General features: G+C 73.3%; 8 protein-coding genes and 1 pseudogene. 2 read left to right on the top strand and 7 right to left on the bottom strand.

Annotated features, from left to right (window positions below; all coding sequences use genetic code 11):
• Together AOK16_RS17725 and AOK16_RS28430 are read right to left on the bottom strand one after the other, a co-directional pair.
• The coding region (locus AOK16_RS17725; RefSeq protein ID WP_055473213.1) for an ATP-binding protein at positions 1-435 on the bottom strand (435 nt) is incomplete at its 3' end.
• Between the two features lie 341 nt (positions 436-776).
• Positions 777-1,014, bottom strand: a pseudogene (locus AOK16_RS28430) (hypothetical protein); the annotation flags it as partial.
• A gap of 193 nt (positions 1,015-1,207) precedes the next feature.
• Between AOK16_RS28430 and AOK16_RS17715 the strand changes: the two are divergent.
• The gene (locus AOK16_RS17715) at positions 1,208-2,341 is read left to right on the top strand and encodes a PLP-dependent cysteine synthase family protein (RefSeq protein ID WP_055473211.1); all 1,134 of its coding nucleotides are present in this window, start codon (positions 1,208-1,210) and stop codon (positions 2,339-2,341) included.
• 28 nt (positions 2,342-2,369) lie between these two features.
• Here AOK16_RS17715 and AOK16_RS17710 read toward each other — a convergent pair whose 3' ends face one another.
• Positions 2,370-2,852 carry an SRPBCC family protein gene (locus AOK16_RS17710; protein WP_055473210.1) on the bottom strand — a complete coding sequence of 161 codons (483 nt, stop codon included), beginning with the start codon at positions 2,850-2,852 and terminating at the stop codon, positions 2,370-2,372.
• A gap of 59 nt (positions 2,853-2,911) precedes the next feature.
• A complete protein-coding gene (locus AOK16_RS17705; protein WP_055473209.1) occupies positions 2,912-3,763 on the bottom strand; it encodes a DeoR/GlpR family DNA-binding transcription regulator in 852 nt (283 codons plus the stop codon).
• 185 nt (positions 3,764-3,948) lie between these two features.
• On the opposite strand from AOK16_RS17705, the gene AOK16_RS17700 reads away from it, so the two are divergent.
• The gene (locus AOK16_RS17700) at positions 3,949-6,429 is read left to right on the top strand and encodes a hypothetical protein (protein ID WP_240483621.1); all 2,481 of its coding nucleotides are present in this window, start codon (positions 3,949-3,951) and stop codon (positions 6,427-6,429) included.
• Here AOK16_RS17700 and AOK16_RS17695 read toward each other — a convergent pair.
• From AOK16_RS17695 to AOK16_RS17685, 3 genes are all read right to left on the bottom strand, one after another.
• Positions 6,399-8,816, bottom strand: a complete 2,418-nt coding sequence (locus tag AOK16_RS17695; protein WP_055473208.1) for a right-handed parallel beta-helix repeat-containing protein — start codon at positions 8,814-8,816, stop codon at positions 6,399-6,401. The genes AOK16_RS17700 and AOK16_RS17695 overlap by 31 nt on opposite strands.
• A 184-nt stretch (positions 8,817-9,000) precedes the next feature.
• Positions 9,001-9,594, bottom strand: coding sequence for an Rv1733c family protein (locus AOK16_RS17690; protein WP_338058494.1), 594 nt, complete (start codon positions 9,592-9,594; stop codon positions 9,001-9,003).
• A 139-nt stretch (positions 9,595-9,733) separates the two neighbouring features.
• Positions 9,734-10,576, bottom strand: a complete 843-nt coding sequence (locus AOK16_RS17685; protein WP_055473207.1) for an MOSC domain-containing protein — start codon at positions 10,574-10,576, stop codon at positions 9,734-9,736.
• Positions 10,577-10,705: the final 129 nt, after the last annotated feature.

Here is a 10,705-nt window from a genome sequence, read left to right as displayed (position 1 = left end):
CGGGGCCGGCACGGCGGTCGCCGACGCCGGGACCGTGGGCGTGGATGTCTGGAGCGTGAACCAGACGATCTTTCCGCCGTCGCCCCGCGGGCGCACGCCCCAGCTCTCGCTGAGCGAGGCCACCAGTGCGAGCCCCCGGCCGCCGATCGCGGTCAGATCAGTGGGGCGCAGCCGCGGTACCCGCGGGTCGTTGTCGCGTACCGAGACCGTCAGCCGGTCCCGGGAGAGATCCATCTCCACCCTGCATTTCTTGTCCGGCACGGCGTGCCGGTGGACGTTGGTGAGGAGCTCGGTGACCCCGAGCGCCGCCGAATCGATCAACGGATCCTGATGCCAGTAGCGCAGCTGCGCCGAGACGATTCTGCGTACCTGGCCGATCCGCGACGGCAGGGCCTGGAGCTCCACCGTGCAGTGCCTGCTTGGCTTGCTGATCACGGCCGACTCCCTGATGAGGTTCGGAAGACGAAGAACGCGCATTCAACAGTGTTGAGTGCTGCTGTGCCGGCGGGGCGGGTTCGAAGCGTCACCACCGGTGAACCCTCAGTTATGTTCCACCAGAGTGACCCCGGTAGGGCGCACCCGCAACTCGCGCAACTCGTGGCACCTGGCACCGGGGGGGTCTTGTCAAGCCCGGGCCGTGTGCCCGCCCGCCATCCGTACCGCGTCGAGGAACCGCCGGGCCCACTCCACGCCGGTCCCGTCCTTGTCGCTGGCCCTGGCGTCCCGCAGGGCGCCCGCGGCCGCCCCGAACTCGCCGTGCCCGGTGGACTGCTGCTCTTCTCCCGGAGTCAGGAGGTAGCGATGGCCGTTGACCGTCGCCAGCGCGCCGTTCCTGTGCGTGAACCGGGGCCTGCCGGCGCGCACCAGATGGACCGGTGCGCTGTCGATCTCGCTGCCGTAGCTGGTCAGCAGCAGGAGCCTGCCGTCCCGGATCAGGACCTGCCCGGCCCGGGTGAGTGAGCGCAGACCGTGCGCGATCCGCACTCCGGTCGCCGTGAACTCCTCGTCCGCCATGCTGCACACCGCCCCCTCGACGGGATGGCGTCGTGAAGACCGCCCGGGTCGCATCCCCATTGTCCCCCGACGGGCAGTGTGCACGGGGCCCGGCCCCCGCACCAGGGCGCCTCTATGATCGGAACGACCGGGACGACTCTGTCCTGTTGTGGCCTTGACAGGCCGAGTGACCTATCTGTGAGGAGCTGCGCCGGTGAGCACCATCGAGCGGAGACAGGCCGGCGGCGCGGCCGCGACCATCGACGTCGACCGCGGCGACCCGGTCTACAGAGCCTGGCTCAAGGAAGCCGTCCGCAAGGTCCAGGCTGACGCCAACCGGTCCGCCGACACCCACCTGTTGCGCTTCCCGCTGCCGGAGGAGTGGGGGATCGACCTCTACCTCAAGGACGAGTCCACCCATCCGACGGGCAGCCTCAAGCACCGGCTGGCCCGCTCGCTGTTCCTGTACGGGCTGTGCAACGGCTGGATCCGGCCCGGCAAGCCCGTGATCGAGGCGTCGAGCGGCTCGACGGCCGTCTCCGAGGCGTACTTCGCCAAGCTGATCGGCGTGCCGTTCGTCGCCGTCATGCCGCGGACCACGAGCCGCGAGAAGACCCGGCTCATTGAGTTCCACGGCGGCCGGTGCCATTTGGTGGACGACCCGCGGACGGTGTACGAGGTCTCGGCCCAACTCGCCGCGGAGACGGGCGGCCACTATATGGACCAGTTCACCTACGCAGAGCGGGCCACCGACTGGCGCGGCAACAACAACATCGCCGAGTCCATCTACGAGCAGCTGCGCATGGAGCGCTACCCCGAGCCCGCGTGGATCGTCGCCACGGCGGGCACGGGCGGCACCTCGGCGACCATCGCACGGTATGTGCACTACATGCAGTACGACACCCTTGTCTGCGTGCCCGACCCGGAGAACTCCTGCTTCTTCGAGGGCTGGACGACCGGTGACCCGGGCGTCTCCAGCGACTGCGGCTCCCGCATCGAGGGCATCGGGCGTCCGCGCATGGAACCGAGCTTCGTGACCGGCGCGATCGACCGGATGATGAAGGTGCCCGACGCGGCGAGCGTCGCCGCCGTACGGGCCCTGGAACGCGCCATCGGCCGCAAGGCGGGCGGTTCCACCGGGACCGGTCTGTGGAGCGCGCTGAAGATCGTCGCCGAGATGGTGGCGGAGGGGCGCAAGGGCAGTGTGGTCACCCTGATCTGCGACCCCGGCGACCGCTACCTGGACAAGTACTACTCGGACGCCTGGCTCGAGGAACAGGGCCTGGACATCGCCCCGTACACCGAGGCGATCGACTCCCTGCTGGCAACCGGGGTCTGGCCGGACTAGGCGAGTCGCCGGCGCGAAGCCTCGGTTCCTAGGTCCCTGCCGTGCGTGCCCCCAACCGCCGGTCCAGGGCCCGTACCGCGTCGTGGAAGGCGCGGGACATGCCGGGGCGGACCAGGCGGAGCGCCGTGCGCAGCAGCGGGGTGCCGTCCGCCGCGAAGGTGTACGTGATGCAGGTGCCGGCGCCCGACGGAGTCAGCCGCCACTCCTCCAACAGGGCCCGGAACCCTGGGACGTTGGTGCGGTCGATGCGGTAGGCGTAGCGCTCTCCGGGATCGGCGGCGACGATCGTCTCCCGGAAGCGGGTGCCGCCCTTCAGGCGGATCTCGCGCCCCGCTCCGCCGCCGACCGGCCGCGCCCGGGAAACCGCGCCGTACCACTCGGGCCAGCTCGGCACGTCCGACAGCACCCCGAACACCGCCTCCGGCGGCGCGGCGGCCTCCGCGGTGAACACCAGCCGCACCGGCGCGGTGTGAAGGAAGTCGAGTGGGACGGGGCGGAGTGAGTGCGCCACAGGTCGTGCACCTCCCACGAGTTGGCCGACCGGGGGCGCACAGCGTAGCCGACGCTCCGTCAGATGTCTGCTTCCCCGCCGGCGTCCCGCTCGCCCGCCACCACCAGCTCCGAGAGGTGCTCCCTGATCTCCTCCCGGGCCCCGCCCGGCATCCCGCTGTCCGTCACAAGGGTGTCCACCTCGTCCAGCGAGGCGAACGAACTGAGCCCCACTGTCCCCCACTTCGTGTGGTCCGCGACCACCACCACCCGCCGCGCGGAGCGCACGAACCGGCGGTTGGTCTCCGCCTCCGCCAGGTTGGGCGTCGAGAGACCCGCCTCCACCGATATGCCGTGCACACCCAGGAACACCACATCGAAGTGGAGCGAGCGGATCGCCTGGTCCGCGACCGGCCCGACCAGGGAGTCCGATGGCGTGCGCACCCCGCCCGTCAGTACCACCGTCGCCGCCCCCGGCCGCTGCCCGCTCCCGCCGTGCGCCGCCGCCCGCTGCGCGGAGTGGAACACGTCCGCGACCCGCACCGAGTTGGTCACCACCGTCAGATCCGGCACGTCCAGGAGATGGTGCGCCAGCGCGTACGTCGTCGTGCCGCCCGAGAGCGCGATGGCGCTGCCCGGCGCGACCAAGGGCGCGGCGGCGCGCGCGATGTCCTCCTTGGCCGACTGCTCCAGCCCGGACTTCGCCTCGAACCCCGGCTCGTGCGTGCTCGCCTCCACGACCGGCACCGCGCCGCCGTGCACCTTCTCGACCACGCCCTGCCGCGACAGCGCGTCCAGGTCCCGGCGGACCGTCATGTCCGACACCCGGAGTTTCCGGGTCAGTTCGTTGACCCGCACCCCGCCCCGGCGCCTGACCTCGTCGAGGATCAGGGCCCGCCGCTGCTCCGCGAGGAGGTTCTGGTTGTCGCTCACCCCGGCCGTCCCTTCCGCCCGCTGATCGCCCACAGCTCGCCCACTGATCGTTCCCGGCACGTCCGCATTCATCCTGCCATGCCCCTGTGACATGCAACCGGGCGCTGCGAACGCGACCTGGCGTGCGCCCCCGCACCGCTGGGAGGATCATCCGGCGGGACACGTACCAAGCGGGGGAGAAGGCGATGGCCTCGTCCACGGAACCGGGCCAGAGCCCGGCGGACACGGCGGAACACACGGACCGCACGGGCACGGCGGAACAGACGGCGGACCACACGGACACGGCGGAGCACACCGACGCCCCGGCGTCCACCGGCACCTCGACGGCCGACGCGGCCGACGCGCCACCGGGCCACGCGCCCGAACTGGCCCTGGAACTCCTGGTGCACGGCGTCGGCGGCACCACACCGCAGGCGATGCTCGACGACCCCAGGACCGTGCTCGTCACCGGCGACGAGACCGCCGGCATCCACCGCCGCGCCGAGGACGCCGACGCCGAGTCGCGCCCCGGCGACTACCCCGACCGGCCCGTCCCCGAGGCCTACAGCTGGGCCAACCTGACCTCCGGCAACGGCACCCGCGCCCTGTGGCTCCTGCTGCTGCCCTTCATGGTCGCCAACCTCGCCCACTGGATGCGGCCCGCCACCCGCGACCGCGGCGGCGCCGTGCGGGCGTACGGGGTGCTCGTACGGCTCGTGGCCCTCAGCCTGACCGTGCTGCTGGTCGCCGCCGCCTGCGAGGTCGCCCTCGACCTCATCGCCTGGCAGTGCGCGGGCACTCGGGCCTGCGCGAGCGACCGCCCCTGGCTGGCGTTCCTCGCCCCGGAGCACGGCGGCTGGTGGAGCGCGCCGGGGCGGCGGCTCGCGCTCGCGGCGGCCGTGCCCACCGCCCTCACCGGCCTGCTGTGGTGGCTCTCGCACCGCACCTGGAGCGCGTACGAGTCGCAGCAGCCGCCGCGCCACGGAGCCGGCGAGGGAGACCCCGAGGAGCGGGACGGCGCCCAGGACCTGCCCGCCCTTCGGCTCGCGGGCTTCTGGTACGGGCGCAGGCTCGTGGCCCGGCTGCGCGCCGCGCACACCGCGGCCGGGTTCCTGACCGTCGCCGCCGCCCTGACCGCGGCCGCCGCGAGCCACGACCAGGAGATGGGCGGCAGCGCCTGGCTGGACGCGTCCGGCCGGGTCCTCGCGGCCGTCCTGGCCGCCGCGGGGGCCTTCGTGGTGTGGGTCGTCTGGGCCCGCGGCAGGGGCGAGAAGGAGGCCGACGACCGGGTGGACCGGGCCATTGTGCGGGCGCTGCCCGGCACCGCCCTCGCCCTCCTGGTGGCCGCCGCCGTCCACGCCGCGTGGTACCGGCCCGGCTGGTCCTCCGAAGGAGCCCTGCCCGGCAGCGGCGCCTTCGGCGTCCTCCCCCTGGTCCAGGGCGCGTTGGTGGTCGCCATCGCGGCCACCGCCTGGTGGCTGCGGCGCGGCGGCCCGGACGGCCGGACCGTACTGGGCGGCCTGGCCGGTGCGGCCGTCGCCATGCTCGGCTGCGCGCTCGGCGGGCTCATGTCGGGCGGGGTCGCCCAGCGCACCGCCGACTGGCTGGACGGCCCTGCCACCCCCGGGACGGGTGGCGGGCCGCTCCAAGGACCGCCCGTGGTGCTGTCCTGGCAGGCAGCCACCATTCCCCTGCTGCTGCTCGTACTCGCCGGGGTCGCCGTCTGTTTCGCCGGGCGGACCTGGCGCAACGGGCGTCTGGAGGCCGCCGAGGTCCGCGCGGACCACGGGGGCGAGCCCGAGGACTCCTCCCGCACGCGCGCGATCGCCGGGACCCTCGCCCGCGCCCGACTCACCGACAGTGCCCCCTGGCTGGTCGGCGCCACCGCCGCCCTGACCCTCCTCCTGGGCGGGGTCGCCGTCCTGGGGGCCTGGGCCACCGGGGAGGTGCCGGAGGAGGCCGCAGAAGGGACCACGGACCTGCTCGCCGCGGCCGCGCGGTCCGCGCAGGAGCTGGGCTCCTGGCTCGTCGGCTTCGGCTTCCTGCTGCTCCTCGCCTGCGGCCGCCGCGCCTACAAGGACGCCGCCACCCGCCGCACCATCGGCATCCTGTGGGACGTCGGCACCTTCTGGCCGCGGGCCGCCCACCCCTTCGCGCCGCCCTGCTACGCCGAGCGCGCCGTGCCCGACCTGACCTGGCGCATGGTCACCTGGACCCGCACCACCGGCGGCCGCCTGGTCATCTCGGGCCACTCCCAGGGCAGCGTCCTGGCCGCCGCCGCGGTCTGGCAGCTTGCCCCGGGCACCCGCCGCCGCGTCGCCCTGCTGACCTACGGGTCGCCCCTGGAGCGGCTGTACGGGCGCTGGTTCCCCGCCTACTTCGGGTCCCGCCCGCTGCACGCCCTCCACCGCCAGGTGCACTGCTGGCGCAACCTGTGGCGGCGCACCGACCCCATCGGCGGCCCGGTGCTGACCCTGGACGGGACCGGCCCGGAGGTGGACCGGGGGCCGCTGCGCGACCCCCTGGCCTACGGCCGTACCTCCGAACACCCGCTGCCCGCACCGATCCTGGGCCACAGCGACTACCAGGCCGACCCGGTGTTCGCCGAGGAGCGCACGGGCCTTCTGGAGCGGCTGCCCCGGGTGCCGGAGCAGCGTCAGGCGGGCTCCGGCAGATCCTCCTCGTAGAGGAGGGTCAGGTCGTCCTTGTCGGGCTCGGCGATCTGGGCGACCCGGGTCGCGTGCCGCTCGACCATCGCCTCGAAGGTCTGCCGGGCCGTCCTGCCGTTGCCGAACGCAGGGCCCTTGGGGATGACCGTGAAGTACGTGAGCAGCGCCTCCGCGGCCCCGTCCCCGATCCGGTACTCGTGCTCGTCCGCCTGCTGCTCGACGATGCGCAGCAGCTCCTCCGGCGCGTAGTCGCCGAAGGTGATGGTGCGGGAGAAGCGGGACGCCACACCGGGGTTGACGGCGAGGAAGCGTTCCATCTCGGCCGTGTAGCCGGCGACGATCACCACGACCGCGTCCCGGTGGTCCTCCATCAGCTTCACCAGCGTGTCGATGGCCTCGCGCCCGAAGTCCCGCCCGGAGTCCTCCGGGGACAGGGCGTAGGCCTCGTCGATGAACAGCACCCCGCCGCGCGCCCGGTCGAACGCCTCCTGGGTGCGGATCGCGGTGGAGCCGATGTGCTCGCCGACCAGGTCGACCCGGGAGACCTCCACGAGATGACCCCGCTCCAGGACGCCCAGCGAGGCCAGGATCTCACCGTAGAGCCGGGCCACGGTGGTCTTGCCGGTGCCGGGGGAGCCGGTGAAGACCAGATGCCGCTTGACGGACGCCGCCTTCAGGCCCGCCTCCTGCCGCCGCCTGCCGACCTCGATCATGTCGGTGAGCGCCCGGACCTCCCGCTTGACGCTGTCCAGGCCCACCAGCGCGTCGAGTTCACCGAGCACCGTGACCGACGGCCGTACCTTCGCGCGAGCCGGCTCCTCGGGCGCCGAGGCCACCGACTGGGCCGGAACAGCCCCCAGGAGCCCGGTCGTACGGGTCTCGGTCTGCACCGCGGGAGCGCTCACCGGCGTGGCGGCCGGGGGCCTGCGGTGCTCCGCGCTCTCGTCGCTCGTGCAGTCCTCCTGGACCGGCCCCTCCTCGGCGAACTCGTAGCCGCCGCGGGCGCACCGCTCCGTACGGCAGCGGGTCAGGGTCGTGCGGCAGCCGTCGATGACATGGAAGCCGTAACCGCCGCTGCCCGTCACCCGGCAGCCGTGGAAGGTGCCCCGGCCCTCGGCCGAGACGTAGAAGCCCGCCTCGGTGGGATTGGTGACCGTGGTGCGCTCGACCGTCGGGTCCGCGCCCTTGGTGACGATGATCCCCGTAGCGGCCCCGTCGACCGTGCAGTTGGCGAGGGTGCCGCCGCTGCCGTGGTCACGGAACCACGCGCCGGTCGTGGCCTCCCGGATCCGGCAGTCGTCCAGCTGTGCGCTGCCCCCGTCGCTCACCGACACCGCGGTGTTGCGGACCTGTGAGATGTCGCTGTCGACGACGTCGGCGCGTGAGCCGCGATCCAGCACGAACAGCGCGTCCGGCACGTCGTGCACCCGGCAGGAGTCCAGCACGACCACGGCGCCGTCGCTCACCCAGACCGCCGGGTAGTCGCCCGTACTGTCGTGTATCTCGCACTGGTTGGCGTCCACGCGCGTGCCCGGATCCCACACCGACAGGCCGTTGCGGCCGAAGCGGCGGACCGTGGAACGGGTCAGGGTGAGCACCGAGCGGGAGCGCAGATCGACCGCGTTCTCCGGGATGTCGTGGATATCGCAGTCGGCGAGGGTGAGCACCGCGTCGGTGTCGAGGGTGATCCCGTCGGCCGAGGTCCGGTGCACGGTGCAGTCCGTGAAGTGCCCGGTCGCCCGGGAGGCGATCTGCACGCCCGCGCCCTTGATCTCGTACACCTCGCAGCCGACTGCCTCCAGGGCGCTGCCCTCGCCGGACAGCGCTATCCCGGCGCCCGAGGCGTGGTGGATCCGGCAGCGCTCCAGCCGCGGGTGCGCGCCGCCGCGCACCGATACGCCCGACTGGCCGGCGCTCACCACCTCGCAGTCCTCGAAGACCCCGCCGGATCCCTCCAGCGAGGCGAGGCCGATGCCGCCGGGGTTGTCCACGGTGCAGTTCCGCACGATGGGCCGGGCCCCGCCGCGCACCTCGATGCCCGCGGCCGAACGGGTCGCCACCCGCAGGCCGTTGAGCTCCGGCGCCCCGTCCTCGACCAGCAGCGCGGGCGCTGCCGAGTCCTGGCCCTCGATGTGCAGATCCTGCACGGTCGCCGAGGCCCGTACGGTGAGGGCGACGCCGTCGGCGGGGGCGATGCGCACCGAGCCGCGGGAACCGTCGGGGCCGCGCAGGGTGACGGCCCGATCGACGACGAGGTTCTCCCGGTAGGTGCCTGGGGCCACGGAGAGGACGTCCCCGTCGCCTGCGGCCTCCAGGGCCGCGGCGAGTGAGGCGTACTCGCCTGTGCGGCGCCGCCACCGCGACGTACCGGTATGCGTCACCTGGACCGTGCCCTGTGGTGCCATGCTGCTGCTGTGCCCCCACCTCGTGCGTGTGTTCAGCGCGTACCGCTGTGGCGCACCACCGTAGCGTGCGTCGCGGGCTGCGGCTGACCGCTCACCCCGCCATGGATGATCAAGGTGCAACTCGTGGGACAAGGCGGCGAGTTGGCCCGATCCGGCGGATGGTGCGGCGGGGGAGCCGGGTGGGTCAGCTGTCGGCGCCCGTACGGCCCCAGTCCTCACGGGCGCGCTCCCAGGCGCGGTCCCACTCCTCGAACCGGCGGCGCATCAGCCGCCATACGGTGAACCGGCGCGCGCCCTCGACCAGACCGGCCGCCGCGGCGGCGCCGCCCACGCCCGCGAGGGCGGCGTGCGAGAGCGTGGCGGACGGGCTCAAGGGCCGGGTCGTGACGCGGCCCCGGTCGTCGGTCCAGATCCGGAAGCGGTCGCCGGGCGTCGCCGCGTCGGGAGCCTTCACCGGGCCGGTCCGCACGGCCTCGTCGGCGGTCTTCCAACTGGCCACCACGCGCCGGTGGGAGTCCCGGGCCGAGGAGGTCTCCGGGTCGGGGTCCAGCGGCGGCTGCGGCACCGACCGCACGACCGTCGCTGTGACGAGATGGCGGTGCTCCTGCTGCTCGCGTGCCGCGCCCGCCAGCGCGTCCTGCGCCAGCGCGCCCGCGAGAAGGCCCGCCACCGGGGTGCCGACGGTGATGAGCAGGGCGGCCAGCAGCGCCACCCAGGACTCGACCACATCGGTCCTTCGGCACAGCGGATTGCGCCGCCACCGCCAGAGCCCGGCCATCGCTCGCACCGTCACACACCCCCTTCCGAGTGCGTAAGTACCTCATACGGCACGGCGCATGCACGAAACGAGCCAAGAGAGAGGGCCACCATCACCCGCGCCTCACCCCGTCCCGCGCATCCCCCGGGGCACCGTCCGGCTACGGGCCGGGCTCCAGGAACTCCACGGCGTCGCCGACGCGGATCGTCCCCGTGTCCTCCGGGACGAGGTTCTGGCCGAAGACGAGCTTGTCGCCGAAGCGGCGATGGCGTGCAAGCGTACGCAGCGGCTCCTTGCCGCGCTCCGCCGTCCGCTGGTCGGTCGTGGTGACCACGCACCGGCCGCAGGGTTTGGCCACCCGGAAGACCACCTCGCCGACGCGGATCCGGGACCACTCGTCCTCGGACCAGGGGGCGGTCCCGTCCACGACGATATTTGGCCGGAAACGGTCCATCGGAAGGGGGCCTTCGTCGGCGTGATCGCCTTGCGCTATCAGCAGGTTGAGCGCGTCGAGGGAGGCCGTGGTGGCAGCCAGCAGCGGATAGCCGTCGGCGAACGACACGGTCTCGCCGGGCAAGGAGTAGCGCGGATCGACCGGGCGGCGGCGCGCCGGGTCGTCGAGGTGCACCAGGCGCACGTCCGTGCCCAGGTACTCGCTGAACCACGCGTCGGCGGCCGGGCCTGCGGGCACCGCCTCGACCTTGTCGCGGAACAGCCCCACGGCCGTGGTCGCGACCGGCTCGGGCACCTCGACGGTCAGTGGCTCCAGGCCCGGCGCGCTCACCCGCACACCGCCGCCCGACAGGGCCTCCGCGGCGGCCAACGCCAGCCGCGGCTGCTCGCGTTGGGTGACGCACCGGCTGTCGGGGCCGATCAGCATCCATCTGCGGTCCCCGGCGAGCCCCCATGGCTCGACAGCGGCCTCGCCGAGGGCGCGGCCCGCCACCGACTTGACCGGGTGGACACGGACCGCGCTGAGTACTGGACGCACGTGATTCCCCATGCGCTCAGTCTGCCAGCCGGGTCCGACAACGGGCCCGGCGGCGTGACGATCAACGATCCGAAGGGGCGGGGGCGGCTGGGGTCAGTAACCCCGTGTCTGTTGCTGGCGGCCGTACGGATCCCCGTAGGG

The organism is Streptomyces pathocidini, from assembly GCF_001418495.1.
In the GTDB taxonomy this organism is placed as follows: domain Bacteria; phylum Actinomycetota; class Actinomycetes; order Streptomycetales; family Streptomycetaceae; genus Streptomyces; species Streptomyces pathocidini.
This window is presented reverse-complemented; position numbering and strand designations above follow the sequence as displayed.

Bases quoted from the DNA above. Each gene is read 5' to 3' on its own strand.
- AOK16_RS17685 (WP_055473207.1), bottom strand. From the start codon at position 10,576: ATGGGGAATCACGTGCGTCCAGTACTCAGCGCGGTCCGTGTCCACCCG.
- AOK16_RS17695 (WP_055473208.1), bottom strand. From the start codon at position 8,816: ATGGCACCACAGGGCACGGTCCAGGTGACGCATACCGGTACGTCGCGG.
- AOK16_RS17690 (WP_338058494.1), bottom strand. From the start codon at position 9,594: ATGGCCGGGCTCTGGCGGTGGCGGCGCAATCCGCTGTGCCGAAGGACC.
- AOK16_RS17700 (WP_240483621.1), top strand. From the start codon at position 3,949: ATGGCCTCGTCCACGGAACCGGGCCAGAGCCCGGCGGACACGGCGGAA.